A 26,409-nucleotide genomic window follows, 5' to 3' on the forward strand; every position below is an offset into this window, starting at 1 on the left:
AGGGCAGCAAGATGACACAAGTAGCCTGGCAAGGCGCGGGGCAGCGCGAATGGGCGGGGACGGCACGCACGGATGCCAGCGGCACGGGCAGCGGCGGCGCGATCGCCCCGGCAGGCCCGATGTCTCCCGCGGGTCTGGCGGATGACAGCGGTGCGCATCCCGGCGCGCAGCGCGCGCAGCGCACCGGCGAGCAGGCGCGCACCGGCGGCGAGGTGATCCTGGACCTGCAGCATATCTCGCTGTCGTTCGGTGGGGTCAAGGCGCTGACCGATATCTCGTTCGATGTGTGCGAGCACGAGGTGCGCGCCATCATCGGCCCCAACGGCGCCGGCAAGAGTTCCATGCTCAACGTGATCAACGGCGTCTATCACCCGCAGCAGGGACGCATCGTGTTCCGCGGCGAGGAGCGCAAGCAGATGCACCCGACCGCCGCGGCGCGCCAGGGCATTGCGCGCACCTTCCAGAACATCGCGCTGTTCAAGGGCATGACGGTGCTGGACAACATCATGACCGGGCGCAACACGCAGTTCCGCACCGGGCTCTTCGCCCACGCGCTGTGGTGGGGCCCGGCGCGCAACGAGGAGATGCGCCATCGCCAGAAGGTCGAGGAAGTGATCGACTTCCTCGAGATCCAGTCGATCCGCAAGACCCCGGTGGGGCGCCTGCCGTATGGCCTGCAGAAGCGCGTCGAACTGGCGCGCGCACTCGCGGCCGAGCCCTCGATGCTGCTGCTGGACGAGCCCATGGCCGGCATGAACGTCGAAGAGAAGCAGGACATGTGCCGCTTCATCCTGGACGTGAACCGGCAGTTCGGCACCACTATCGTGCTGATCGAGCACGACATGGGCGTGGTGATGGATATCTCCGACCGCGTGGTGGTGCTCGACTACGGCAAGAAGATCGGCGACGGCACGCCGGAAGAGGTCAAGGGCAACCCTGACGTGATCAAGGCGTACCTGGGCACTTCGCACTGAGGCTCTGAACCATGACGTTCTTCTTTGAAATCCTGATCGGCGGCTTGCTCTCTGGCCTGATGTACTCGCTGGTGGCGCTGGGCTTCGTGCTGATCTACAAGGCCTCGGGCGTGTTCAACTTCGCGCAGGGTGCGATGGTGTACTTCGCCGCGCTGGCGGTGGTGGGGCTGATGGACAAGGGCCTGCCGATGTGGGCCGCGGTGATCGGCGCCTTCGTGGTGATGATCCTGGTCGGCATGAGCACCGAGCGCTTCGTGCTGCGCAAGCTGGTCAACCAGCCGCCGATCACGCTGTTCATGGCGACCATCGGGCTGTCGTTCTTCCTCGAGGGCCTGGGGCCGCTGCTGTTCGGCAATGAGGTGCGCCCGATCAACCTGGGCATCGTCGACGAGCCGATCGAGTCGATCATGACCAACTTCAACATCGTGCTGTCCAAGTTCGATATTGCGGCGGCGGCCATTGCCGGCCTGCTGGTCGGATCGCTGGCGCTGTTCTTCCAGTACACCAAGGTCGGGCGCGCGCTGCGCGCGGTCGCTGACGACCACCAGGCAGCGCTGTCGCTGGGCATCCCGCTGCAGAACATCTGGGCGATCGTGTGGGGCGTGGCGGGCTTCGTCGCGCTGGTGGCCGGCATGCTGTGGGGCTCGCGCAATGGCGTGCAGTTCGCGCTCACGCTGACCGCGCTCAAGGCGCTGCCGGTGCTGATCCTGGGCGGCTTCACCTCGGTGCCCGGCGCCATCGTCGGCGGGCTGATCATCGGCGCCTCGGAGAAGCTGGCCGAGATCTATATCCCGCCGGTGTTCCAGTCGATGTTCGGGGGCAACTTCGGCGGCATCGAAGGCTGGTTCCCGTATGTGTTTGCCTTGCTGTTTCTGCTGGTGCGGCCCGAAGGGCTGTTCGGCGAGAAACACATCGATCGCGTCTGACCGACTTCGCACAGGAGACTTGCCATGTTTTATCGTGAAGCCGGCCAGTTCAAGACCAGCTACGTCGCCGACAGCCAGATCTTCCCCATCCGCCAGGACCGCATCGGCTTTGCCGTGCTGATGGCGGTGGCCTTCGTGGCGATCCCGTTCGTCGGGTCGGAATACTGGTTCTCGGCCATCCTGATCCCGTTCCTGATTTTCTCGCTGGCGGCGCTGGGGCTGAATATCCTGACCGGCTATGCCGGCCAGCTGTCGCTCGGTACCGCGGCCTTCATGGCGGTGGGTGCCTACGCGGCCTACAACTTCCAGCTGCGCGTGGAAGGCATGCCGGTGCTGCTGACATTCGTGATGGCGGGCCTTTCCGCGGCATTGGTGGGGGTGGCCTTCGGCCTGCCGTCGCTGCGCATCAAGGGCTTCTACCTCGCGGTGGCGACGCTGGCGGCGCAGTTCTTCGTGGTGTGGGCGCTGACCAAGTTCCCCTGGTTCTCCAACAACAGCTCGTCGGGCGTGATCACGGCGCAGCGGCTGGACCTGTTCGGCTTCGCCATCGACACCCCGGTGAAGAAGTACCTGTTCGTGCTGGCCATCGTCACGGTGCTGGCGCTGGCGGCCAAGAACCTGGTGCGCTCGGCCACCGGGCGCGCATGGATGTCGGTGCGCGACATGGACGTGGCGGCCGAGGTGATCGGCATCCCGCTGATGCGCACCAAGCTGCTGGCGTTCGCGGTCAGCTCGTTCTACTGCGGCGTGGCCGGCGCGCTCTATGCGTTCTGCTACCTGGGCTCGGTCGAGCCGGACGGCTTCTCGCTGGACCTGTCGTTCCGCGTGCTGTTCATGATCATCATCGGCGGCGTGGGCAGCATCCTGGGCTCGTTCCTGGGCGCGGCCTTCATCCTGCTGCTGCCGATCTTCCTGGACAACGTGCTGCCGCCGCTGGCCGCGCTGCTGCACCTGCCATTCACCAATGCCACCGTGTCGCACATCCAGCTGATGGTGTTCGGCGGGCTGATCATCTTCTTCCTGATCGTGGAGCCGCACGGGCTGGCCCGGCTGTGGCAGATCGCCAAGGAGAAGCTGAGGCTGTGGCCGTTCCCTCATTGACGGGAGGGGTGCCTGTATTACCGCAGTTCCTGTGTGAAGTTCTGAAGCTTACGCATAACGAAACGCTCCCTTGAGGGCGATGGAGACTGTCATGACCAACCTGATTCGCAATGTGCAACGCGCCGCCCTGGTGGTCAGCGCCGCGGCGGCACTGCTGGCGCCGGCGGCGCCGGCCATGGCGCAGACCAACGAGCAGTTCGTGGCGCTGCCAAGCTACCGCGTGGGGCCGTATGGCGCCAACGGCCAGTCCTGGTATGGCGGCTTCATCGACTACCTCAACTACGTCAACCTGAAGGAAGGCGGGGTCAATGGCGTCAAGCTGTCGTGGGAAGAGTGCGAGACCGAGTACAACAACGCCAAGGGCGTGGAGTGCTATGAACGCCTGAAGTCCAAGAACGCCACCACCAAGGGCACGGCCTACCACGCCATGTCCACCGGCATCTCGTACGCGCTGGTCGACAAGACCGCCGCCGACAAGGTGCCGCTGGTGATGATGGGCTACGGCCGCACCGACGCGGTGGATGGCTCGGTGTTCCCGTACGCGTTCCCGCTGGTGACCACGTACCAGATGCAGGTCTCGGCCATCGTCAAGTACCTGGCCTCGAAGAACGGCGGCTCGCTGGCCGGCAAGAAGATCGTCTACCTGTACCACGACTCGGCCTATGGCAAGGAGCCGATCGTGGCGCTGCAGGCCGAGGCCAAGCTGGGCAAGTTCAACCTGGTGGAGATCCCGGTGGCGCACCCCGGCAACGAGCAGGGCGCGCAGTGGCTGAAGATCCGCCAGGAGAACCCCGACTACGTGATCTTCTGGGGCTGGGGCGTCATGAACCAGACCGCGCTGAAGGCCGCGCAGAAGGTCGGCTTTGCGCGCGACAAGATGATCGGCTCGTGGTGGGCCGGCTCGGAAGAAGACACGGTGCCGGCGGGTGATGCCTCCAAGGGCTATATGAGCGCCACCTGGAACGTCGCCGGCCGCAACGTGCCGCTGATCGCCGATATCGAGAAGGTGGTCTACGGTGGCGGCAAGGGCAATATGCAGGACAAGAACAAGGTGGGTTCGGTGCTGTACAACCGCGGCGTGTCGGCGGCGGTGGTGACGGTGGAAGCGGTGCGCGTGGCGCAGGCCAAGTTCGGCAAGGGCAAGCCCATGACCGGCGAGCAGATGCGCTGGGCCTTCGAGAACCTGAACCTGACCAACGCGCGCCTGCAGCAACTGGGCGCGACCGGCCTGCTGCCGGAAATCAAGACCAGCTGCGACAACCACGAGGGCTCCGGCAAGGTGAAGATCCAGCAGTGGGATGGCACCAAGTGGGTGGTGGTGTCGGACTGGATCGAGGGCAACAAGAGCCTGATCCACCCGCTGTTCAAGGCCACGGCGGCGCAGTACGCGAAGGAGAAGGGGATTACGCCGGCTTGTTCGAAGTCCTGAGGCCGCCCCAATCGCGACTGGGTTCTCCCACTCCCGCTTGCGGGAGTGGGAGAACCCAACAGGCAAGCTGGAAACCGCAACACCAACACGAGCCGCACCATGAGCCTTCTGTCCGTCAACAATATCGAAGTCATCTACGATCACGTGATCCTGGTGCTCAAGGGCGTCTCGCTCGAAGTGCCGGAGGGCAAGATCGTGGCGCTGCTCGGCGCCAACGGCGCGGGCAAGACCACCACGCTCAAGGCCATCTCCAACCTGCTGCAGGCCGAGCGCGGCGATGTCACCAAGGGCTCGATCGAATATCGCGGCGACCGCGTCGACCAGCTCACGCCCAACGACCTGGTGCGCCGCGGCGTGATCCAGGTGATGGAAGGGCGCCACTGCTTCGCGCACCTGACCATCGAGGAGAACCTGCTCACCGGCGCCTACACGCGCGGCCTGTCGCGCGGCCAGACGCGCGACGAGCTGGAAAAGATCTACGAGTACTTCCCGCGGCTGAAGACGCGCCGCAAGTCGCAGGCCGGCTATACCTCCGGCGGCGAGCAGCAGATGTGCGCGATCGGCCGGGCCATGATGGCCAAGCCCGCGATGATCCTGCTGGACGAGCCTTCGATGGGGCTGGCGCCGCAGATCGTCGAGGAGATCTTCGAGATCGTGCGCGGCCTGAATTCGCGCGAGAACGTCAGCTTCCTGCTGGCCGAGCAGAACACCATGGTGGCGCTGCGCTATGCCGACTACGGCTACATCCTGGAAAACGGCCGCGTGGTGATGGACGGCGACGCCGAGTCGCTGCGCACCAACGAGGACGTCAAGGAGTTCTACCTGGGCGTGGCCGCCAACGATGCGGACGACGGTGCCGGGCGCAAGTCGTTCCGCGATGTGAAGAGCTACCGGCGCCGCAAGCGCTGGCTGGCGTAGGCACCCGACCGATTTCATCCGGCATTGCCACCACGCGCCCAGCGGCGCGGCGGCATGCCGCATCCCATTCCCTGACGCATAGCACCATGCCAGAACACTTCGATTCGCTCGAAACCCGCGCGCCGGAAGTCCGCGAGCAGGCGCTCCTTGCCGCCCTGGCACGCCAGGTGGCCCATGCGCGCGACAACGCGCCTTACTTTGCCGAGATGCTGGGCGGCGTCGACCCGCGGCTGCTGAGCTCGCGCGCGGCGCTGGCGGCGCTGCCGGTCACGCGCAAGTCGGACCTGACCGCGCGCCAGCGCGCGCTGCCGCCGCTGGGCGGGCTCAACGCCACGCCGCTGGGCAAGCTGCGCCATGTGTTCCAGTCGCCCGGCCCGATCCATGAACCCGACGGCCATGACGCCGACTGGTGGCGCGTGGCCCGCGCCATGCATGCGGCGGGCTTCCGCGCCGGCGAGCTGGTCTACAACACCTTCTCCTACCACTTCACCCCGGCCGGCATGATGATGGAGACCGGCGCGCACCGGCTGGGCTGCTGCGTGTTCCCGGCCGGCGTCGGCCAGACCGATTCGCAGGTGCAGGCGCTGGCCAGCCTGCAGCCGACGGCCTACGCCGGCACGCCGTCGTTCCTGAAGCTGCTGCTGGAGCGCGGCGACGAGCTGGGCACGCCCTGCACCAGCCTGGCCAAGGCGCTGGTCTCGGGCGAGGCGCTGCCGCCGTCGCTGCGGGCCTGGTTCCAGGCGCGCGGCGTGCGCGTGCAGCAGATGTATGGCACCGCGGATGTCGGCCTGATTGCCTATGAGACCGAGGGCGGCGATGGCTGGGTGGTGGACGAGGGCGTGCTGGTGGAGATCGTCGAGCCTGGCGGTTCCCGGCCGATGCCCGAGGGCGAGACCGGCGAGGTGGTGGTGACGGTGCTGGGCAACGGCGACTACCCGCTGATCCGCTTCGGCACCGGCGACCTGTCGGCCATCGTGGCGGAGTCGTCGCAGCGGCCCAGCCCGTGCGGGCGCACCAATATCCGGCTCAAGGGCTGGCTGGGCCGTGCCGACCAGGCCACCAAGGTCAAGGGCATGTTCGTGCATCCCGGGCAGGTGGCGGACGTGCTGCGGCGGCATCCGGAGATCCGCGCGGCGCGGCTGGTGGTGACTGGCGACCCAGGCGCGGACGTGATGACGCTGCGCTGCGAGGCCACGCGCGAGGATGGTGACTTGCAGCGTGCGGTGGCGGAATCGCTGCGCGAAGTGATGCGGCTGCGCGGTGAAGTGGCTTTCGTTGCGGCGGGGTCGTTGCCGCAGGATGGGAAGCTGATCGAGGATGCGCGCAGCTACGATTGAGTTGGGTGGCGGCTGGCAGGATCGATTTCGTTGATACGCTGGCCCTCTCCCCCGGCCCCTCTCCCGCAGGCGGGAGAAGGGCCGGCCGGGGAGAGGGCCGGTGCGTCGACGGAGTGACGCGCTTCAATACGCCCGCATCCTCAAGACTTTCCCTCCTCCACCGGCCGCGTCGGCAGCCTGACCATCCAGACACTCACCCCCACCGCGCAAGCCAGCAACGCCGCGGAGGCAATCGGCCGCGCGCGCAGCATCCACGCGGTCGTCCCCATCGACGCCCACATCATCGACAACGCCAGGCACTTGGCCCGGAAGGGAATGCTGCGATGGCGCTGCCAGTCGCTGACCAGCGGCCCGAAGCGCGGATGTCCCAGCAGCCATTCATGGAAGCGCCGGGACCCCCGCGCGAAGCATGCCGCGGCCAGCAGCACGAATGGCGTGGTCGGCAGCACCGGCAGGAAGATGCCGATCACCCCCAGCAGCAGGAAGACCGCGCCCAGCACCACCCACATGGCGCGCAGCGCCTGCTGCCGGCGGCTCAGCGTGGCGTCGGAATCGGGCGGGGTGGTGGAGCTTGGACCAGGCAATGGTTGAATGAAGGGCCGCAATAGCGGCCCGGTGAAAACTTCGGTTAGCGCGCGATACCCAGGCGCGCCTTGGCGGCATCGTACTCCGCTTTCATGCGCGCGACGATTTCGCCGGCGGTGGGGATGTCGTGGATCTGGCCCACGCCCTGGCCGGCGCCCCAGACGTCCTTCCACGCCTTGGCCTTGGAGGCGCCGCTGGAGAAGTCCATCTTGCTCTTGTCGGCCACCGGCAGGTTGTCCGGATCCAGCCCCACGTTGCTGATGCTTTCGCGGATGTAATTGCCGTGCACGCCGGTGAACAGGTTGGTGTAGATGATATCGGCGGCGGCCGAGCTGGTGATCGACTGCTTGTACGATTCGGCAGCGTGGGCCTCCTGCGAGGCGATAAAGCGCGTGCCGACGTAGGCAAAGTCCGCGCCCATGGCCTGCGCGGCCAGCACCGCCTCGCCGGTGGCGATCGAGCCCGACAGCGCGATCGGGCCGTCGAAGATCTTGCGCACCTCGCCCACCAGCGCGAACGGCGACAGCATGCCGGCATGGCCGCCGGCGCCGGCCGCCACCAGGATCAGGCCGTCGACGCCGGCCTCGATCGCCTTTTCGGCATGGCGCATGCTGATCACGTCGTGCAGCACGATGCCGCCATAGCTGTGCACCGCGTCGATCATTTCCTTGACCGGTGCGCGCAGAGAGGTGATGAAGATCGGCACCTTGTGGTCCACGCACACCTTTACGTCATGTTCCAGCCGCGCGTTCGACGTATGCACGATCTGGTTGACCGCGACCGGGCCCACCTGCGCGCCCGGGTTGGCGGCCTTGAAGGTGGCCAGCTCGCCTTCGATCTGGGTGAGCCACTCGTCGAGCAGCTCCGCCGGGCGCGCATTGAGCGCCGGGAACGAGCCGACGATGCCGGCCTTGCACTGCGCCAGCACCAGCTCCGGGTAGCTGACGATGAACATGGGCGAGGCGATGACGGGCAGGGCCAGGTTCTGCAGGGCCTGGGGCAGTTGCTTGGCGGCGGGCATGGTGTCTCCTGAACTACTGACGGGCACGTTGCAGGTGCCCTAAATGAACGGTCGTTCGATTATAGGGAGTTTCAGCGCGGTCACGTTAGAAGCCCCAGTCTATGCCGGTCCGGTCACCTCGTCGAACTACCCGGCCGGAAGGGTCAGTTCCGCCAGCGCGCCGCCGCCGGGGCGGTTGGCCAGCGTGACATCGCCATCATGCAACGTTGCCACCTCGCGTGCAAAGCACAGGCCCAGGCCGGTGCTCTTGTCCGCACCGTGCGGGCGCGGCAGCGAGTAGAAGCGCTCGAACACGCGCGGCAGGGCGTAGTCGGGGATGCCCGGGCCCTGGTCGGCGACGGCGATGGCCAGCGCGCCGCCGCGGCGCTCCAGCCGCACCGTGACTTCGCTGTCCGGCGGGGCGAAGTCGATGGCGTTCTCCAGCAGGTTGGCGATGGCCTGGCGCAGCAGGAACGGATCGCCGGCAACCAGGTCCGGGCTGGCGTCGGCGGCCAGCCGCAGCGTCACGCCGCGCTGGCGCGCGCGCGGTTCCAGTTCGCTGCCCAGTTGCGCCAGCAGCGGGGCCAGCCGCACCGGCTCGCGCACTTCCAGGCGCTGGCGCTGCTCCACATCGGCCAGTGCCAGCAGCTTGCGGATCATGGTTTCAAGCCGGCCCGACTGGGCCCGGATATTGGCGATGAAGCGCTGGCGGTCCGCCGCCGGCATCTCTTCCTGCAGCAGCTCGGCGGCGCCGCCGATCGCGGCCAGCGGGCTCTTCATCTCATGGGTCAGCGTGTGGATGTAGTGCTCGACATACTGCTTGTCTTCCAGCCGCTCGCGCATGCCCTGCACCGCGCGGCCCAACTCGGCCAGCTCGCTGCCGCCGCGCAGCGGCATCTCGGCGCGCTCGCCGGCCGCCACCGCGCGCGCATACCCGCGCAGCCGGCTCAGTCCATGCGCCAGCCACAGCGTGCAGGCCAGCCCGATCACGCAGGCAGCGCCGATCAGCAGACCGCCGTAGAGCAGGATCTTGCGCTGGCTGCGCTCGATAAACGGCGCCATCGCCGCATTGGGCTTGGCCACGGTCAGCACGCCGATGATGCGCTCGCCGTCCGCGTCGCGTATTGGCGCGGCCACGTGCATCACGGTGCTGGCCTCGTCGTCGGGGTCGGTGCGCGTGCTGCGTGCGCCGTACTTGCCGCGCAGCGTCAGGTAGACATCGTTCCAGCGCGAATAGTCGCGGCCCACGTCAGTACCGGTGGAGTCAAAGCGCACGATGCCGTTGGCATCGGTCACGTAGACGCGGTAGCCGATGCTGTCCTTGTGCAGGCCCGACACATCGGCATTCACCGGCACATCGCGCAGCGCCGCCATGTGCCGCGCGAAATCGCCGTCGGCAATGCGGCCGGCCTTCATGTCGTCGGCGGCAAGCGCCGCGAGCACGTGCGCGGTGTCGATCAGCGTGTCTTCCATGGCCTGGCGCACGCCGGGCTTGACCTCCTGCACGAACACGCGCAGCGTCAGCACCGTGGCCAGTCCCACGATCAGGAAGAAGCCGAAGAAGATGCGCAGGCCGATATGCATGGCGTGCGCTCAGGGTTCCAGCGAATAGCCCATGCCGCGATGGGTGCGGATGCGCTCGGCGCCGTCGGCGGAAGCCTCCCGCAGCTTGGCGCGCAGGGTCTTGATATGGGTGTCGACGGTGCGGTCGCTGGTGTCGAGTGCATCTTCCCAGACGCACTCCATCAGCTGCGCGCGCGAGTAGATGCGGCCCGGATGTGTCACCAGCCAGGCCAGCAGCAGGTACTCGTAGCGGGTCAGTTCCAGCCAGCGGCCGCGGTAGGCCAGGCGCGCGCCGTCCTTGTCGTGCGTGAAACCGGCGACCTCGTCGCCCTTCGCCGCCGCTGCACCGCCGCCGCGCGCCCGGCGCAGGATGGCGCGCACGCGCGCGGCCAGCTCGCGCGGCGAGAAGGGCTTGACCACGTAGTCGTCGGCGCCGATCTCCAGCCCGACGATGCGGTCGATCTCTTCATGGCGCGCGGTCAGGAAGACCACCGGCACATCGCAGAAGGTGCGCAGCGTGCGGCAGACCTCGAAGCCGCTCAGATCCGGCAGGCCCACGTCCAGGATCACCAGGTCGGCCGGGTCGGCGCGCATGCGCTCGAGCGCGGCGCCGCCGAGCGTGCAGTGCTCGGCCAGCATGCCGTCGGTGCGCAAGGCATAGAGGATGGTGTCGGCGATGGCCTGCTCGTCTTCCACCACCAGGATCCGCGGTTGTTCCATGCCCGGCATTTTAGTCCACTGAATCACAGAAATCGGTCGGCGCCTGCCATGTCATGCGGGCGCATCGCGTCGTTGCAAATGCTCGCAATAGCCGTGCTATTGCTGCGCTTTGCGTCTAGCGCTGCATCCCGCATGACATGTCCTTCGCCTCCCATTTCAGTGATTCAGTGGACCAGCCGGTCAGGCGCTGGTGGCTGCGCGCGGCGGCGGCGCGGGATCCTCGCCTCGGCGCTTGTGGAAATAGATCTGCTCCGCCGCCCAGCGCAGCGGCGGCGAGTACAGCATCAGGTCGAAGGGCCAGTCGCACTGGAAGCGGTCGAACATCCAGCGCAGCGCACGCTTGGCGCGAAAGCACGGCGCACTGGCGGTGGCGACGGCCTCCGGGGCCGGGCCGCCGCGCAGCAGGTGCGCGGCCACGGCCTGGCCGACCGACTCGCCATGGGCAAAGGCATAGTGGATGCCGCCTGCGGTGACCGGCGACACGATGCCGGCGGCATCCCCGGTCAGGATCACGCCGTCGCGCGCCAGCGGGAAGGCCGGGCCGCCGCATGGGATCAGCCCCGCGCGCGTCGCCGCAGGCTGCGCCAGCTGCGGCAGGCCGGCGCGCTCGCGCACATGCGCCAGCAGCCCGTCCAGGTCTGGCGCGCGGCCGTGCCGAGGCAGGTAGCGCAGCGCCAGGCCGGCCTGCACGCCGATGGGGTTCTGCGCGATCCAGCCGATATAGCCGGGCGCGAAGCGCCGGGTGATGAAGCAGTGCAACGCGCCCGGCTCGGGCAGCGCCAGTCCCGGGAACTCGTACTCCACGCCATACAGGAAGCTGTGCACGCGCCCCAGCCCGGCACACTGGGCCACGCGCGACTTCGCGCCATCCGCGCCGACCAGATAGCGCGTATTGCCCACGCCGGTCACATGCCAGCCGCCGTTGCGCGGCACCGCGCCCACGAACGCCTGGCCCAGGCGCAGTTCGACCCGGTGACGCACCAGTTCGGCGGCCATCCAGCGCATCAGCCGCGGCGTATCGGTGGTGTGGAAGTAATAGCCGGGCGCGCTCAGGTCGATGCTGCGCAGCCTGGGCGAGTACAGCCGCACCTGCTCCACGCGGTGCACGCAATCGGCCGGTGCGCGGCCCAGCCAGGTCTGTTCGATGGCTTCCTTGACCAGGATGCCGGTGGTGTGGAGCTTGTCGCCCGGATCGGTCTTGCGTTCCAGCACCAGCACGCGCAGGCCGGCGCGCGCCGCGGCCAGGGCGCAGGCGGCGCCGGCAAAGCTGGCGCCGGCGATGACGATGTCGTAGTCGAAAGAGGGCATGGCAGTTCCCGGAGATGGCAGGGCTCCAGTCTGGCCAGCGGGGGTGAGGGGAATGTGTGGCGAGTGTGAAGTGGCGGGGCGGGGTGAACAACCCCAAAAAAACGCCCCGCATACGCGGGGCCGTCAATTACCACGAAGATTGATACACACGGCGGGCACCTGCCAATGCCGCAGCCGCCATTGAAGAATAGGCCGCCAATGTGACGGCGGCATGGCAGCGCAATGAAGGCAGCATGACATCACAGCCCGTAGCGCTTGATCTTGTCATAGAGCGTGGCCTTGCCGACTTGCAGCAAGTCCGCCGCCTGGCTGACCGCGCCGCCGGTGCGTGCCAGTGCATCCGCAATCACCGCGCGCTCGAAGTGCTCCATCCGCTCTCGCAGCGGCGCGGTTTCATCGGGGCCCGCGGCCTGCGCACCTGCCTGCCCGCCCTCCGGCACGCCCAGCACCATCCGATCCGCCGCATTGCGCAGCTCGCGCACATTGCCCGGCCACGGACGCTGGGCCAGTGCCTGGCGTTGCGCCTCGGACAGGAGCGGCGCCGGCCGCTGGTAGCGCACCGCGGACACCAGCGAGAAATGCTCGAACAGCGGCACGATGTCCTCGCGCCGCTCGCGCAGCGGCGGCAGCGCGATGGTGACCACGTTGAGCCGGTAATACAGGTCCTCGCGGAAGCTGCCCTGTGCCACCAGCGCATCCATGTCGCCCTTGGCCGCGGCGACGATGCGCACATCGATCTTCACCGAGGCATTCGAACCCAGCCGCTCCAGCGAGCCTTCCTGCAGTACCCGCAGCAGCTTGACCTGCAGCGCCAGCGGCATGCTCTCGATCTCGTCGAGGAAGAGCGTGCCGCCCGAGGCATGTTCGAGCTTGCCGATGCGGCGCTTGCCGGCACCGGTGAAGGCGCCGGCCTCGTGGCCGAACATCTCGCTCTCGAAGATGGCCTCGGGCACCGCGCCGCAGTTCAGCGCGATGAACGGGCCTTCGGCGCGGCCGGACAGCGCATGCAGGCTGCGCGCCACCAGTTCCTTGCCGGTGCCGGTCTCGCCGTTGATCATCACCGGCACGTCGGTGGGCGCGACATTGGCCACCAGCGCGCGCACCTGCCCGATCGCGGGCGAGCGGCCGATGATGCGCGTGCCCGCCGCGGGGCCGGCCAGTTCGCGGCGCAGCGCCTGGTTTTCCAGTTCCAGCGCGCGGCGTTCCAGCGCGCGGCGCACGGTGTCGGTGAGGCGGTCGGCGCCGAAGGGTTTTTCGATGAAGTCGTAGGCGCCTTCGCGCATGGCCTGCACGGCCATGGTGATGTCGCCGTGGCCGGTCACCAGGATCACCGGCACGCCCGGCGCGGCGTTGCGGCAGTGCTGCAGCAGGTCCAGCCCGCTGGCGCCGGGCAGGCGCACGTCGGTCACCACCACGCCGGCAAAGGCGCCGTGCAGGTGCGGGATCGCGGCCTCGGCTGAGGCCAGCGCCAGCACCGCGAAGCCGGCCAGCTCCAGGCTCTGCGCGGTGGCCTGGCGCACCAGCGGCTCGTCTTCGACAAACAGGACACGCAGACCGTCTTGCATGGCAATACTCATTGAGAGGCGGAAACCGATGGCGCCGGATCGATGGCGGGCGCGCGCGCCAGCACCAGCGTGAACTGCGCGCCGCCGCCGGGCAGGTTGGCCACGCTCAGCTGGCCGCCGAACTCGCGCACGATCGACGACGAGATTGCCAGCCCCAGCCCCAGGCCCTGCCCGGTTTCCTTGGTGGTGAAGAAGGGTTCGAACAGGCGCGGCAGCGCTTGCGGCGCGATGCCGGTGCCGTTGTCGCGCACGACGATGGTGACGGCGTGATCCTCTGCCTGCATGTCGAGATCGATCTGTCCCTGCGTCGGCGCGGCCGCAGCAATCGCATCGAGCGCATTGCCGAGCAGGTTCAGCAGCACTTGCTCCAGCTTCAGCTCGTCGGCGCGCACGGCCAGCCCGGGCAGGGCGTCCAGGCCGGTGACGTTGACGGTGACCGCGCCAAGGCGCGGTGCCAGCAGCGCCAGCACGTGATCGACCGCCGCGCGCAGCGCGACCGGCCGGTGCACCGGGCGCGCCTTGCCGGCGAACAGCTTGAGTTGGCCGGTGATCTTGCCCATGCGCTCGGTCAGGTCGGCAATGGCGGTCAGGTTGCCTTCGGCCGCGGCCAGCTGGCCGCGCTCCAGCAGCACGCGGGTGTTGTCCGAGAACGTGCGCAGCGCCGCCAGCGGCTGGTTCAGCTCATGCGTGATGCCGGCCGCCATCTGCCCCAGCGCGGCCAGCTTGCTGGCCTGCACCAGTTCGTCCTGGGCCGCGCGCAGCTCGCTTTCAGCACGGGTACGCTCGGCCACTTCGTCTTCCAGCTTTTCATTGATCGCCATCAGGTCGGCGGTGCGGGCCTCGACGCGGCGCTCCAGCTGGTCGTAGGCGGCCTCCAGCAGGCGGCGGCTGTACTGCATGTCGCGCGCGCGCTGGCGGCGCTGGCGCCAGTTGACCAGCAGCAGGCAGATGCAGGCATAGGCAAGCGCCGCCGCCACGGTGGCGTTGCGCGCATTGGCCAGCACCGGCTCCAGCGGCGCCATCACCTGCATGGTCCAGCCAGCCGGGCCGACCGTGCGGTCCAGTTCCAGGTAGCGGACGGCGCGTTCGGCGCCGTCCGGGGCAAAGGTGGTCTTGCTGGCGGGCGATTCGTCGCGCACGCGCACCAGCCGCGCGCCGTCGGCCAGCGTGGTGTCCGCCAGCCAGCGCGTGACCGGCGAGGTCAGCGGCTTCAGCGGCAGCGGCGTCACCGCGCGGCCGTGGTACTGGCGGGTCTTTTCCATGTCGGCCTGCAGCGCCGGCGGCAGCGGGCGCAGGGTGCGGTACTGCCAGGCCGATACCGACGACAGGAAGATCACGCCATGGTCGTCGCTGACCATCAGCGGCTCGGCGCCGCTGCCGGCGCGCTGGAACCACTCCAGGTTGAGCTTGACGACGGTCACGCCGATGACCTTGCCGCCGGACTCGACCGGCTGCGCGAGGTAGTAGCCGGGCTCGTCGCTGGTGATGCCGATGGCATAGAAGCGCCCCATCTTGCCGCCCGCGGCGGTCTGGAAGTAGGGGCGGAAGCGGTAGTCGGTGCCGACAAAGCTGCCGGGCTGGCCGTGGTTGCTGGCCGCCAGCGCAATGCCGTTGGCGGCGATCACATAAGTGGCCGAGGCATGCGCGCGGCGGTTGACCTCCGCCAGGTACTGGTTGGCGGCGGCCACGCGTTGCGGGTCGTTGGGGGAGTCCAGCAGCCCGCGCACGAAGGGGTGCAGCGAGACCAGCGCGGGCAGGAATTCGTAGCGGTCGAGGGTGCTTTCCAGCGTGGCGGCGTAGCGGTCGGCGCGCGTGGCCGTGCTTTGCTGCAGGCTGGCCAGGCCGCGCTGGACCGAGACCAGCCAGGTCAGCACGCACAGCAGCAGGAGACCGGCGGCCAGCGCCACGGCAAAGCCCCACCACCGCCCGCTGCCGGCGTCCGGCGCGTGGGCCGGACGGGTGGCGGCGGGGTCATGCACGGCGAGAAAATCGTCTGAGTGGGTCATCGGCGCGCGCGGGGGCTGTCGCGCCGATGATACCCGCTGGCGGGCGGCCGGGGCAGCCGTCCGCGCAGCGGTGGTGGCGCCCTCAGCGGACGCCCTGGCCCACGTCGGCAAGATCCGCCACATCGCCGCTGCCGCCGTTCAGCACGCTGGCCAGGCGCTTGCGGTCAAGCTCGCGCTCCCACGCAGAGACCACCACCGTGGCCACGCCGTTGCCGATGATGTTGGTCAGCGCGCGGCACTCGCTCATGAAGCGGTCGATGCCGAGGATCAGCACCATGCCCGCCACCGGGATGGCCGGCACCACCGCCAGCGTCGCGGCCAGCGTGATGAAGCCCGAGCCGGTCACGCCGCTGGCGCCCTTGGAGGTGATCATCGCCACCGCCAGGATGGTCAGCTGCTGCATCAGCGTCAGTTCGATGCCGGTGGCCTGCGCGATGAAGATCACCGCCATCGTCATGTAGATGTTGGTGCCATCCAGGTTGAACGAATAGCCGGTGGGCACCACCAGTCCCACCACCGAGCGCGAGCAGCCGAGCTTTTCCAGCTTCTCCATCATGTGCGGCAGCGCCGCTTCCGACGAGCTGGTGCCCAGCACGATCAGCAGCTCTTCCTTGATGTACGAGATAAAGCGCACGATGCTGAAGCCGGTCATGCGTGCGATCGTGCCCAGCACCACCAGCACGAAGATGATGGCGGTGAAGTAGAAGGTGCCGATCAGCTTGAGCAGCGGCACCAGCGAGCCCAGGCCGTACTTGCCGATGGTGAACGCCATCGCGCCGAAGGCGCCGATCGGGGCCACCTTGGTGATCACGTGGACGATGTGGAAGAACACCTTGGAGACCTGCTCGATCAGCTGCACCACGATGCGCGCGCGCTCGCCGAGCACGGCCAGCGCGGCGCCGAAGAACAGCGACACCAGCAGGATCTGCAGGATGTCGCCGTTGGCGAAGGCGCTGAAGACCGTGTCCGGGATGATGTGCATCAGGAACTCGATCGTGCTCTGGCCGTGCGCCTTGGACACGTACTGGGCGATCGCCTTGGTGTCCAGCGTGGCCGGGTCGATGTTGAAGCCCACGCCCGGCTTGAGCAGGTGCGCGGCGCCCAGCCCGATCAGCAATGCGAAGGTCGACACCACCTCGAAGTACAGCAGCGCCTTGCCGCCGACGCGGCCGACCTTCTTCATGTCGCTCATGCCGGCGATGCCGGTCACCACGGTGCAGAAGATGATCGGGCCGATGATCATCTTGATCAGCTTGATAAAGCCATCGCCGAGCGGCTTCATGGCCACGCCGGTGTCGGGCCAGTAGTGGCCGAGCAGGATGCCGACGCAGATGGCGAACAGGACCTGCACGTACAGGATCTTGTAGAAGGGTTTTCTCATGATGTCGTCCTCGGTGTTGACCGTACCCGGGCGCTATCGCGCGGGCCGCGCGCCGTCACGGTTGCGGCGCGTTCAGGGACGGGAATTCGCAACCGCCGTGCCAGTCAAACCGGCATTGCTAACTGGTTGATTCACAAGGAAACGCCGGCCAGGCAGGGGCGCGCGACCTCCGGGATTCCGGAAATCCGGACGGCGCGACTCCGGGGTTTCGGAATGCCGGATGTATTGCAGGTGCGCGAAGCGCCACCCGACGGGGGCCGGCGGCAACTTCGGCCGCCGTGCCAGGGCGCCGCCATCGCGGCCATGCCGCCGCGACACCGTATAATTCCGAGCTTCCGTTCAATGCCGTCCGGGCCGTGCCGCCGTCCGGGGCCGCCTTCTCACACCGTACGCATGAGCAGCTACTACCAGCACCACGTCTTCTTCTGCCTGAACCAGCGCGAGGCCGGCGAGAACTGCTGCGCCAACCACAACGCCCAGGCGATGCAGGAGTACGCCAAGAAGCGTTGCAAGGAACTGGGCATCGCCGGCGGCGAAGGCCGGGTGCGCATCAACAAGGCAGGCTGCCTGAACCGTTGTGAACTCGGCCCGGTGCTGGTGGTCTACCCCGAGGCCATCTGGTACACCTTTGTCGACGAGCACGACATCGATGAAATCATCGACAGCCACCTGATGAAGGGCAAGCCTGTCGAACGGCTGATGGTGGACCGCTGAACCAACCGAAGCCGGCGCATGCCGGCTTGTTGCTTCCCTGTTTTGCCGCTTTGCTGTATTGCCCCGCCGCCCGCCAGCCGGACGGTTTTTTCATTTTTGCCCGGGCTTCCCGCCGGGCGCTGGCTTCACCGCCATCCTGACCGCCATCATGAACGCGCATACCCAGGTACTTTCCATCGCCGGTCCCGCCGGTGCGATCGATCTCTCGGTAGACCTGCCGCAAGGTGAGCCGCGCGGCCTGGCGCTGGTAGCGCATCCGCATCCGCTGTTCGGCGGCACCAAGGACAACAAGGTCGCGCAGACGCTGGCGCGCAGCTTCGTGCAACTGGGCTATGCCACGGTGCGCCCCAACTTCCGCGGCGTCGGCGGCAGCGCCGGCGAGCATGACAACGGCATCGCCGAGCAGGACGACCTGCTGGCCGTGGTGGCCTGGATGCGCCAGCAGAGCGCGTGGTCGGCACAGGCCGCAACGCTGCCGCTGGCCATGGGCGGGTTCTCGTTCGGCAGCTTCGTCACCACCCACGTGGCGCGCCGCCTGGCCGAGGCCGGCACGCCCGCGCAGCGCCTGGTGCTGGTGGGCACCGCCGCCAGCCGCTGGCAGGTGGCCGAGGTGCCGGCCGACACCATCGTGATCCATGGCGAACAGGACGACACCGTGCCGCTGGCCAGCGTGTTCGACTGGGCCCGCCCGCAGGAGCTGCCGGTGATCGTGATCCCCGGCGCCGACCATTTCTTTCACCGCAAGCTGCATCTGATCAAGCAGCTCGTCGTCAATGCGTGGGACCGGTGAGGCCGGCACGCCGCCACCCGGACCATCCCCGCGCCACCTTCTTACTGTCGGAAAACAGAAACATGCTGAATAGAGCCACGACACGCCTTTCGTCCGCTTTTGCTCCCGCTGCCATTGCCGCCGCCATCGCGCTGGCCGCCGCGCCTGCCGCCGTCCTGGCGCAGGGCGTGCCGATGCCGCAAGTCGCAGCCAAGTCGTGGATGCTGTATGACGTGACCAGCGGCCAGGCCCTGGCGTCGCAGAATGCCGACGCGCGCATCGAGCCGGCCTCGCTGACCAAGCTGATGACCGCCTACCTGGCGTTCGAGGCACTCAAGGAAAAGCGCCTGACGCTGGACCAGGCGGTGGTGCCGACCAGCGTGGTGCTCAAGGTCAAAAGCGACGAGTCGCGCATGTTCATCGAGCCCAACAAGCCGGTCACCGTGCAGGACCTGCTGCTGGGCCTGATCGTGCAGTCGGGCAACGACGCCGCGCTGGCGCTGGCCGAAGCCGTGGGTGGCTCGGAAGAGGGCTTCGTCGCGATGATGAACCGCGAGGCCCAGCGCATGGGCATGAAGAACACCCACTTCACCAACACCGACGGCATTCCCGACCCGAACCACTACACCACCGCGGTCGACCTGGCCACGCTGACCACGCGCCTGATCAAGGACTTCCCCGAGTACTACGCCATGTACTCGCAGAAGGAGTTCACCTATAACAAGATCAGGCAGCCCAACCGCAACCGCCTGCTGTACATCGACCCGACCGTGGACGGCGTCAAGACCGGCCACACCAAGTCTGCCGGCTACTGCCTGATCTCGTCGGCCAAGCGGCCGCTGGCCAACGTCCCGGACGGCTCGCGCCGCCTGATCTCGATCGTGATCGGCACCACCACCGAACAGGTGCGCACCCAGGAAAGCCTGAAGATCCTCAACTACGGCTTCCAGTTCTTCGACACGCTGCGCCTGTACGACAAGGGCCAGGTGCTGGCCACGCCGGACATCTACAAGGGCAAGAGCGGCACGGTCAAGATCGGCGTGCAGAACGAGACCTTCGTCACCGTGCCCAAGGGCACCGGCGGACGCCTCAAGCCGGTGCTGGAGCGCCAGGAACTGCTGATCGCGCCGATCTCGGCAGGCCAGCAGGTGGGCATGGTCAAGCTGATGGACGGCACCAACAAGGTGGCGGAGTTCCCGGTGGTGGCGCTGGAAGAAGTGCCCGAGGCCGGCTTCTTCGGCCGCCTGTGGGACACCATCCGCCTGTGGTTCAAGCGCAAGTGACCTGAATGCGCGTAAGCCGGCGCGCCATGCGGCGCGCCGGTTTCGTGCCGGAGAATCCGACATGACAACCGACAACCAAGGCAGCAACAAGCCGGGCGACATTCCGCCGGAGCAGTCGCTGATCGAATACCCCAGCCACTTTCCCATCAAGGTGATGGGTGCGATGCAGGACGGCTTTGCCGAGGCCATCGTCACGCTGGTGCAGGAGTTCGATCCCGACTTCCACGCCGGCAAGATGGAAATGCGTCCCTCCAGCGGCGGCAACTACCTGGGCCTGACCGTGACGGTGTGGGTCACCAGCCGCGAGCAGCTCGATGATTTGTATCGGGCGTTGACTTCGCATCCGATGGTGAAGGTCGTCCTCTAAGGCGGCTTTCCCGCATTGTTTTCTCCCCTCTCCCGCGCGCGGGAGAGGGGCCGGGGGTGAGGGCAGGCGCTGGCATACCGACACGCGCCACTACGTTGACGCTCCCGCCCTCTCCCCCAACCCCTCTCCCGCCGTGCGGGAGAGGGGAGCCCGACCGCTGCGTGGGAAGTGTTTCCGCAGCGGCATGCATTCTCCCTGATCGACATGAACACCATCACCCTGAAACCCGGCAAGGAAAAATCCCTGCTGCGCCGCCACCCGTGGATCTACGCCACCGGCATTGCCACGACCGAAGGGCGCTGCGAGCCGGGCGCGACCGTGATCGTGCGCGCCGCCGACGGCCGCTTCCTGGCCAAGGCCGCCTACAGCCCCGAGTCGCAGATCCGCGCGCGCGCGTGGACCTTCGATGAAAACGAGCCGGTCGACCACGCCCTGTTCAAGCGCCGCGTGGCCGCGGCCATTGCCTACCGGCGCCAATGGGTGAAGGACAGCGACGCAGTGCGGCTGATCTTCGGCGAATCCGACCGGCTGCCCGGCCTGATCGTCGATTACTACGGCAACGGTGATAAGGGCCAGCTGGTGTGCCAGTTCAATTCGGCCGGCGTGGAACACTGGAAGACCGCGATCGTGCAGGCACTGGTCAAGGAAACCGGCTGCCCCAACGTCTATGAGCGTTCCGACGCCGCCGTGCGCCAGCGCGAAGGCCTGGAGCTGGTGACGGGCGTGCTGGCCGGCGCCGAGCCGGATCCGGCGCTGTCGGTCACAGAACACGGCGTGCGCTACTACGTCGACGTGCGCAATGGCCACAAGACCGGCTTCTATGTCGACCAGCGCGACAACCGCAAGCTGGTGGGCGACCTGGCCGCCGGGCGCGAGGTGCTGAACTGCTTCTGCTATACCGGCGGCTTCTCGCTGGCCGCGCTGCGCGGCGGCGCGAAAGCGGTGACGTCGATCGATTCGTCGGGCGAGGCGCTAAAGATCGCGGCGGGCAACGTGACGCTGAACGGCTTCGACCCGGAGCGCGCGGCGTGGCTAGACGCCGACGTGTTCAAGACGCTGCGCGAATTCCGCGCCGAAGGGCGTCAGTTCGACCTGATCGTGCTGGACCCGCCCAAGTTCGCGCCGTCGGCGCAGCATATCGACCGTGCCGCGCGTGCGTACAAGGAGATCAACCTGGTCGGCACGCAGCTGCTGCGGCCGGGCGGTCTGCTGTTCACGTATTCGTGCTCGGGCGCGATCAGCATGGAACTCTTCCAGAAGATCGTGGCAGGCGCGGTGACCGATGCGCGGGCGGATGCGCGCATCCTGCGCAGGCTGTCGGCTGGCACCGATCACCCGATGCTGGCAGCCTTCCCGGAAGGGGAGTATCTGAAGGGGTTGTTGTTGGAGCGGGTGGGGTAAGGCCGGATCAACGAGCGGCTGTGGCGTTGGCCGGCCGCTTGTTTTCTCCCCTCTCCCGCGCGCGGGAGAGGGGAGCACGGCGAGAGAAATCTGACCCTCACCGCCACATATTCCGCATCCGGCTGGCCAGGTCCACCGGCGCCAACGCCGGTTTCACTGACCCTTCGCCAGGCATCGGCGGCGGCGGCCATGACCGGCTGTGGAAATTCGGCATCACGCGATTCGGGATGAATCGCGTACGCGACGCATACACATGCCGGTCGCCAAATCCCACCTGCTGGTGCACGTAGAACCGCTGCGGCACGATGACGTCCAGATGGTCCTTGGCCCGCGTCATCGCCACATACAGCAGGCGCCGCTCTTCCTCGATCTCCTCGGTCGTGCCCGTCGCCAGATCGCTCGGCATGCACCCGTCCACGGCGTTCAACACATACACTGCCTTCCACTCCTGCCCCTTGGCCGAATGGATGGTCGACAGGATCAGGTAGTCCTCGTCGCGCGAGGGCACGCCGGATTCATCGCTGGAGGCGCTGGGCGGGTCCAGTGTCAGCTCGGTCAGGAAGCGCTCGCGCGCCCCATAGGTGGCGGCGATGCGCTCCAGCTGCTGCAGGTCGGCCTGGCGCGCGGCGGCGTCGTCGTGCAGGCGCTCCAGGTGCGGCGCGTACCAGGCCAGCACCTGCTCGAATTCCGACGGCCACGGCGAGGTGGGCGCCATCAGCGCGCGCGCCAGTGCCAGCAGGTCGGCCCAGGCGGGTGCGGCGGCCGGCGGCGGCTCGAATTCCTCCAGCGAGAACAAGGGCTCGGTGGCCAGCGCCATCGCATCGAGCACGCGCGCCGCGGTCTTGGGGCCGATGCCGGGCAGCAGCTGCAGCGTGCGGAAGCCCGCCATGCGGTCGCGCGGGTTTTCCAGCCAGCGCACCACCGCCAGCACGTCCTTGACGTGGGTCGATTCCAGGAATTTCAGCCCGCCGAACTTCACGAACGGGATATTGCGCCGGGCCAGCTCGATCTCTACCTGCGCGCTGTGGTCGGCGGCGCGGAACAGCACCGCCTGTGCCATCAGCGTCAGGCCCGCCTCGCGCCGTGCCAGCACCTGCTCGACCACGTAGCGGGCCTGGTCGGCCTCATCGTTGACCACGATCACGCCGGGCTTTTCGGCCGAGGCGCGCTCGGACCACAGGTCCTTGGTATAGCGCTCGGCCGCCAGCCCGATCACGGCGTTGGCGGCCTGCAGGATCGGCTGCGTCGAGCGGTAGTTCTGCGACAGCGTGACCTGCTGCGCGGCCGGCGTGAACCGAGCCGGGAAGTCCAGGATATTGCGCACGGTGGCGCCGCGGAAAGCGTAGATCGACTGCGCGTCGTCGCCCACCACGGTCAGGCCGCGGCCGTCCGGCCGCATGGCCAGCAGGATCGACGCCTGCAGCGCATTGGTGTCCTGGTATTCGTCGACCAGCACGTGGTCGAAGCGCGCGCCCATGTCCTGCGCGATGGTGGGCTCGGCCATGGCCTGCGCCCAGTACAGCAGCAGGTCGTCATAGTCCAGCACATGCTGCTTCTGCTTGGCCTCGACATAGCCGGCGAACAGGGTGCGCAGCGCATCGGCCCACATCGCGTAGCGCGGGAACTGCTGCTTGAGCACGTCTTCCAGCGGCGCCTGGGTATTGACCACGCGCGAGTAGATCGCCAGGCAGGTTTCCTTCTTCGGGAAGCGGCTGGCGGTCTCGGACAGGCCCAGGTCGTGGCGCACCACGTGCATCAGGTCGGCGGCATCGCCGCGGTCGCTGATGGTGAAGGCGGGCGACAGGCCCAGGGTCTCGGCGTATTCGCGCAGCAGGCGCGCGCCGATGGCGTGGAAGGTGCCGGACCACTGCAGCGCCGCGCGCCCCGCGCCGGTCTGGGTGCCGAGTGCCTGGTCGACGATGCGCTCGACGCGCCGTCCCATCTCGGCCGCGGCGCGGCGCGAGAAGGTCAGCAGCAGGATGCGGCGCGGATCGGCGCCGGCCAGCACCAGGTGCGCGACCCGGTGCGCCAGCGTATTGGTCTTGCCCGAGCCGGCGCCGGCGATGATCAGCAGCGGCGCGTCGCTGCCGTGTTCCACCGCGGCGCGCTGCTCCGGGTTGAGCCGGGACAGGTAGGCGGGGACGTCATCGGCTTCAGGGGCCGCGAGTGCGGCGGCGGGGGCTAGGTCCAAAGTCACAGGCGGGGCTCGGGGATGGCTCAGAAAAGGCTGGCGCCAACTGTATATCCATACAGGGATGTCGCGCAACCTGCTGCCCTGGCGATCATGCGTAAAAACAAAAAAAGGTGCTCGATGAGCACCTTTTTGCTGCGGTTGCCGCCGGGAACGTTACGCGGACTTTGCCAGCGCGCCATCCAGCAGCTTGTGCAGCGCATCCCACTCGGGCTCGCCCACATAGCGCTTCAGGATGCGGCCGTCCTTGTCGACCACGAAGGTGGTCGGCGTCAGCTGCACATTGCCGAAGGCCTTGGCCGCGCTGCCGTCGGAATCCATCGCCACCTTGAACGGCAGGCCGCGCGTCTTGGCGTAGTTCATCACATACATGGGCGGGTCGTAGTTCATCGCCACGGCGACGAATTCCAGCCCCTTGCCCTTGAACTGCTCATAGGTGCGGACCATGTCCGGCATTTCCTTGACGCAGGTGGCGCAGCTGGTGGCCCAGAAATTGATCATGTAGACCTTGCCCTTGAGGTCGGCGGTGCTGACCTTCTCGCCCGACAGCAGCGTGAAGGTGGCCGCCGGGGCCGTATTGGCCGGCGACAGCGCGCGGTAGCCGAACCAGCCCAGCAGCGCGAGCACGACCACGGCCACGGCGATGGGCCAGGGCTTGCGGGAGGTTTTGGTGGCAGGGGCAGCAGTGGTCATGGAATCCGGGTCAGGCAGGTTCGGTCAGCAATGGGACATTCTAATGCCGCGGGCGTTCGCGCGCTGCGCGGGGCCGGGCTGCGGCAATCTGCCGCAAGCGCCCCAACCGGTTCAGCGCCGGGTGGCGATGGCGGCGCGTGCCTGGTCCAGCGCCTGTTCCAGGTAGGCGCCGTAGAAATCCGGCTGCATGCCGCGCAGCGGGCCGGCGGCGGCGCGGCCCTGGCGGTCCAGGAACAGCACCGTGGGCGCCACCCGCACCTGGTGCGCGCGGGCCCACGCGCGCGCGGTGGTCAGGCTGCCGTCGGCATCGCGCAGCGGGGTGTCGGCGGTCATGTCGAGCTCGCGCACGGCAATTTCGCCGGCGGCGGCCTGCGGGCCCAGGTAGTTGCGGCGCACCGCATCGCAATAGCTGCAGCCCGGCATCGACACCAGCACCACCAGCGGCTCGCCGCGGCGCGCGGCCTCGGTGCCGTGGGCGCCCAGGTCGGTGGCCGGCGGCAGGTGGGCGGGGCTGGCGGCGGCGGGCATGCCGGTCGCGGCTGCCAGCAACGCGCTCGCGGCCACCCAGCGCAAGCTGGTGATGGCAAAGGCGTGGCGGGCGATGCGGGCGGCAGGCATGGTGGAAACCGGGGCAGTGGGGCAGCGGGAGCGGCGCGGCAAGCACTGGCGCGCCGCTTTCGGGATAATACCGGTTTCCGCCCGCAGGCGATGGCGCCCGCCAGCGCCGCCCGCAGCCTGTCCGCGCCGTCCCCCCATGGATTCCCGATGCGTCTTGTGCCGCCCCCGCCGAGCTTTCCTGCCGCTGTCCGCCGGCCGCTGCTGTGCTGTGCCGCTGTGCTGGCATTTGCCCTGTGCGCCTGTTCGCCGCGCTATGACTGGCGCACCATCCAGTCCGGCGAGGGCGCCTATGCCGCGCTCTATCCGGGCAAGCCCACCAGCGCCGCGCGCGATGTGACCATTGCCGGGCGCAAGCTGCCGATGACGATGGAAGCCGCGCGCGTCGACGACACGCTGTTCGCCGTGGGCGTGGTGACGCTGCCCGCCGATGACGAAGCGCTGCGGCGCGAGGCGCTCGCGGCGATGCAGGCCGGCCTGCTGGCCAACCTTGGCACGCCCTCGGGCGAGCCGCGCGCGCGGCCCGTCACCGTGATGAGTGCAGACCGTCCGGGCCGCCCGCTTGCCGGCGTGGAAGTGCAGGCGAGCGGGGTGTCGCCGCAGGACCAGTCGCCGCGCCGGCTGACGGCGCGCCTGGTGGCCGTGGGTACGCGCGCGTACCAGGCGGTGGTGCTGGAATCGGGCGATGCCGCGCGCGACGCGCGCCAGGCCGAGCAGGTGGAGCAGTTCCTGGGCGGCTTCCACCCGTTCTGACGCGCCGCGCCGCAGGAAACATTGTTTGTGCCGTGGCTGCGGGATCGTGGCCCCGGCATGGTAGTCGTCAAAGGAGAGTTGGAATGCGTTGGGAAGTCTGGTTGGCTTATTTCGCCGCGTGCTGGGTGATCGCCGTGTCGCCAGGGTCGGGCGCGGTGCTGTCGATGAGCCATGGGCTCTCGTACGGGCTGCGCAGGACCACTACCACCATCTTCGGCCTGCAGGCCGGGCTGGTGATCGTGCTGCTGGTGGCGGGCGGCGGCCTGGGCGCGCTGCTGCTGGCCTCGGAGCAGGCCTTCATGGTGGTCAAGACGATTGGCGCGCTGTACCTGATCTACCTCGGCGTGCAGCAATGGCGCGCGCAGGTGGAGAGCGGGGCGGACCAGGGTGGCAGCGCCGCCCCCGCGCGCGTGGCGGTGATGAGCCGGCGCCGGCGCTTTGCCGCCGGCCTGCTGACCAATGTGACCAACCCCAAGGGCATCATCTTCATGGTCGCGGTGCTGCCGCAGTTCATCGATCCCAACCGGCCGCTGGCGCTGCAGCTGGCGATCCTGGCGGCCACCATGTGCTGCGTGGACCTGGTGGTGATGCATGGCTATGCGCTGCTGGCTTCGCGTATGCAGGGGCTGTTCCGCAATGCGCGCGCGGTGCGCTGGCAGAACCGATTTTTCGGCAGCGTGCTGATGGCGGTGGGCGCGGCGCTGTTCTTCGTGCGCCGGCAGCACGCCTGAACGGGGCCTCGATCAACACTGGCGCGCACTGGCCGGGTTTGCTTCAATGAGGAGGTACCCCGGTCACGGAGACTCCGCA

24 protein-coding genes are annotated in these 26,409 nt (G+C 68.1%); 13 read left to right on the forward strand and 11 right to left on the reverse strand.

Features of this window, described 5'->3' with window-relative positions:
- Positions 1-11: 11 nt before the first annotated feature.
- From AC3WVS_RS12575 to AC3WVS_RS12600, 6 genes are all read left to right on the forward strand, one after another.
- Positions 12-974: an ABC transporter ATP-binding protein gene (locus AC3WVS_RS12575; RefSeq protein ID WP_492318895.1), complete on the forward strand. Its 963-nt coding sequence runs from the start codon at positions 12-14 to the stop codon at positions 972-974.
- A gap of 11 nt (positions 975-985) precedes the next feature.
- Entirely contained in the window at positions 986-1,900 is a 915-nt protein-coding gene (locus tag AC3WVS_RS12580) for a branched-chain amino acid ABC transporter permease (RefSeq protein WP_010814876.1), read from the forward strand.
- 24 nt (positions 1,901-1,924) lie between these two features.
- The gene (locus tag AC3WVS_RS12585) at positions 1,925-3,001 is read left to right on the forward strand and encodes a branched-chain amino acid ABC transporter permease (RefSeq protein WP_492318896.1); all 1,077 of its coding nucleotides are present in this window, start codon (positions 1,925-1,927) and stop codon (positions 2,999-3,001) included.
- A 91-nt stretch (positions 3,002-3,092) separates the two neighbouring features.
- The gene (locus AC3WVS_RS12590; protein WP_492318897.1) at positions 3,093-4,430 is read left to right on the forward strand and encodes an ABC transporter substrate-binding protein; all 1,338 of its coding nucleotides are present in this window, start codon (positions 3,093-3,095) and stop codon (positions 4,428-4,430) included.
- Between the two features lie 99 nt (positions 4,431-4,529).
- Positions 4,530-5,348: an ABC transporter ATP-binding protein gene (locus tag AC3WVS_RS12595; protein ID WP_010814873.1), complete on the forward strand. Its 819-nt coding sequence runs from the start codon at positions 4,530-4,532 to the stop codon at positions 5,346-5,348.
- 86 nt (positions 5,349-5,434) lie between these two features.
- On the forward strand, positions 5,435-6,685 hold the full coding sequence (locus tag AC3WVS_RS12600) for a phenylacetate--CoA ligase family protein (protein ID WP_010814872.1): 1,251 nt from the start codon (positions 5,435-5,437) through the stop codon (positions 6,683-6,685).
- Between the two features lie 140 nt (positions 6,686-6,825).
- Here AC3WVS_RS12600 and AC3WVS_RS12605 read toward each other — a convergent pair whose 3' ends face one another.
- The 8 genes from AC3WVS_RS12605 to AC3WVS_RS12640 form a co-directional block, all read right to left on the reverse strand.
- Complete coding sequence (locus tag AC3WVS_RS12605) at positions 6,826-7,194, reverse strand: YbaN family protein (RefSeq protein ID WP_492319065.1); 369 nt, start codon at positions 7,192-7,194, stop codon at positions 6,826-6,828.
- A 119-nt stretch (positions 7,195-7,313) separates the two neighbouring features.
- A complete protein-coding gene (locus AC3WVS_RS12610; RefSeq protein WP_010814870.1) occupies positions 7,314-8,291 on the reverse strand; it encodes an NAD(P)H-dependent flavin oxidoreductase in 978 nt (325 codons plus the stop codon).
- 126 nt (positions 8,292-8,417) lie between these two features.
- Positions 8,418-9,854 carry a two-component system sensor histidine kinase CreC gene (creC, locus tag AC3WVS_RS12615; protein WP_492318898.1) on the reverse strand — a complete coding sequence of 479 codons (1,437 nt, stop codon included), beginning with the start codon at positions 9,852-9,854 and terminating at the stop codon, positions 8,418-8,420.
- A 9-nt stretch (positions 9,855-9,863) separates the two neighbouring features.
- A complete protein-coding gene (gene creB / locus AC3WVS_RS12620; RefSeq protein WP_492318899.1) occupies positions 9,864-10,562 on the reverse strand; it encodes a two-component system response regulator CreB in 699 nt (232 codons plus the stop codon).
- Positions 10,563-10,733: 171 nt separating this feature from the next.
- Positions 10,734-11,861 (reverse strand): NAD(P)/FAD-dependent oxidoreductase, encoded by a 1,128-nt coding sequence (locus AC3WVS_RS12625; protein ID WP_492318900.1) that lies wholly within the window; start codon positions 11,859-11,861, stop codon positions 10,734-10,736.
- Between the two features lie 239 nt (positions 11,862-12,100).
- Positions 12,101-13,426 (reverse strand): sigma-54-dependent transcriptional regulator, encoded by a 1,326-nt coding sequence (locus AC3WVS_RS12630; protein ID WP_492318901.1) that lies wholly within the window; start codon positions 13,424-13,426, stop codon positions 12,101-12,103.
- A gap of 8 nt (positions 13,427-13,434) precedes the next feature.
- On the reverse strand, positions 13,435-15,432 hold the full coding sequence (locus AC3WVS_RS12635; protein ID WP_492318902.1) for a sensor histidine kinase: 1,998 nt from the start codon (positions 15,430-15,432) through the stop codon (positions 13,435-13,437).
- Positions 15,433-15,514: 82 nt separating this feature from the next.
- Positions 15,515-16,813, reverse strand: a complete 1,299-nt coding sequence (locus AC3WVS_RS12640; protein WP_492318903.1) for a dicarboxylate/amino acid:cation symporter — start codon at positions 16,811-16,813, stop codon at positions 15,515-15,517.
- 393 nt (positions 16,814-17,206) lie between these two features.
- Between AC3WVS_RS12640 and AC3WVS_RS12645 the strand changes: the two genes are divergently transcribed.
- From AC3WVS_RS12645 to AC3WVS_RS12665, 5 genes are all read left to right on the forward strand, one after another.
- Positions 17,207-17,527 carry a (2Fe-2S) ferredoxin domain-containing protein gene (locus AC3WVS_RS12645; RefSeq protein WP_010814863.1) on the forward strand — a complete coding sequence of 107 codons (321 nt, stop codon included), beginning with the start codon at positions 17,207-17,209 and terminating at the stop codon, positions 17,525-17,527.
- 148 nt (positions 17,528-17,675) lie between these two features.
- Positions 17,676-18,317 (forward strand): alpha/beta hydrolase, encoded by a 642-nt coding sequence (locus tag AC3WVS_RS12650; protein WP_492318904.1) that lies wholly within the window; start codon positions 17,676-17,678, stop codon positions 18,315-18,317.
- 62 nt (positions 18,318-18,379) lie between these two features.
- A complete protein-coding gene (locus AC3WVS_RS12655; protein WP_492318905.1) occupies positions 18,380-19,579 on the forward strand; it encodes a D-alanyl-D-alanine carboxypeptidase family protein in 1,200 nt (399 codons plus the stop codon).
- A gap of 61 nt (positions 19,580-19,640) precedes the next feature.
- Entirely contained in the window at positions 19,641-19,946 is a 306-nt protein-coding gene (locus AC3WVS_RS12660; RefSeq protein ID WP_492318906.1) for a YbeD family protein, read from the forward strand.
- Positions 19,947-20,150: 204 nt separating this feature from the next.
- On the forward strand, positions 20,151-21,347 hold the full coding sequence (locus AC3WVS_RS12665; RefSeq protein WP_492318907.1) for a class I SAM-dependent rRNA methyltransferase: 1,197 nt from the start codon (positions 20,151-20,153) through the stop codon (positions 21,345-21,347).
- Between the two features lie 97 nt (positions 21,348-21,444).
- Here AC3WVS_RS12665 and AC3WVS_RS12670 read toward each other — a convergent pair whose 3' ends face one another.
- The 3 genes from AC3WVS_RS12670 to AC3WVS_RS12680 all read right to left on the reverse strand — a co-directional run bounded on the left by AC3WVS_RS12670 (position 21,445) and on the right by AC3WVS_RS12680 (position 24,849).
- The gene (locus AC3WVS_RS12670) at positions 21,445-23,544 is read right to left on the reverse strand and encodes an ATP-dependent helicase (RefSeq protein WP_492318908.1); all 2,100 of its coding nucleotides are present in this window, start codon (positions 23,542-23,544) and stop codon (positions 21,445-21,447) included.
- 150 nt (positions 23,545-23,694) lie between these two features.
- Complete coding sequence (locus AC3WVS_RS12675) at positions 23,695-24,231, reverse strand: TlpA disulfide reductase family protein (protein WP_492318909.1); 537 nt, start codon at positions 24,229-24,231, stop codon at positions 23,695-23,697.
- 111 nt (positions 24,232-24,342) lie between these two features.
- Positions 24,343-24,849 carry a SoxW family protein gene (locus AC3WVS_RS12680; RefSeq protein ID WP_492318910.1) on the reverse strand — a complete coding sequence of 169 codons (507 nt, stop codon included), beginning with the start codon at positions 24,847-24,849 and terminating at the stop codon, positions 24,343-24,345.
- A 147-nt stretch (positions 24,850-24,996) separates the two neighbouring features.
- Between AC3WVS_RS12680 and AC3WVS_RS12685 the strand changes: the two genes are divergently transcribed.
- Positions 24,997-25,599 (forward strand): hypothetical protein, encoded by a 603-nt coding sequence (locus AC3WVS_RS12685; protein ID WP_010814855.1) that lies wholly within the window; start codon positions 24,997-24,999, stop codon positions 25,597-25,599.
- 83 nt (positions 25,600-25,682) lie between these two features.
- Positions 25,683-26,330 (forward strand): LysE family transporter, encoded by a 648-nt coding sequence (locus AC3WVS_RS12690; RefSeq protein ID WP_492318911.1) that lies wholly within the window; start codon positions 25,683-25,685, stop codon positions 26,328-26,330.
- Positions 26,331-26,409: the final 79 nt, after the last annotated feature.

It is taken from the genome of Cupriavidus sp. CPT47-8839-RL05A (assembly GCF_058792255.1).